Below are 241 nucleotides of genomic sequence, written 5' to 3'. Positions count from 1 at the left end.
CGCCGTCGCCCATGAGAGCGTCGCGACCCTCCTCGCCGACCCGACCGTCGACGCGGTCTACATCGCCACTCCTCACGCCACTCACGCGGCGATCGCGATCGCGGCTCTGGAATCCGGCAAGCACGTCCTCATCGAGAAGCCGATGGCGGTGAACGCCGAAGAGGGCCGACGAATCGCGGACGCGGCAGCAGTCAGCGGACGATTCGCGATGGAGGCCATGTGGATGCGCTTCAACCCCGCC

General features: G+C 68.0%; 1 protein-coding gene. It reads left to right on the top strand.

All coding sequences use genetic code 11. The features are described 5' to 3' along the window. Positions 1-241 (top strand): Gfo/Idh/MocA family protein (locus R0J87_RS24065; protein ID WP_498889560.1); only part of this gene is annotated, 241 nt, incomplete at both ends.

It is taken from the genome of Halomonas sp. SIMBA_159 (assembly GCF_046536035.1).
GTDB classification, from domain to species: Bacteria; Pseudomonadota; Gammaproteobacteria; order Pseudomonadales; family Halomonadaceae; genus Vreelandella; species Vreelandella venusta_A.
This window is presented reverse-complemented; position numbering and strand designations above follow the sequence as displayed.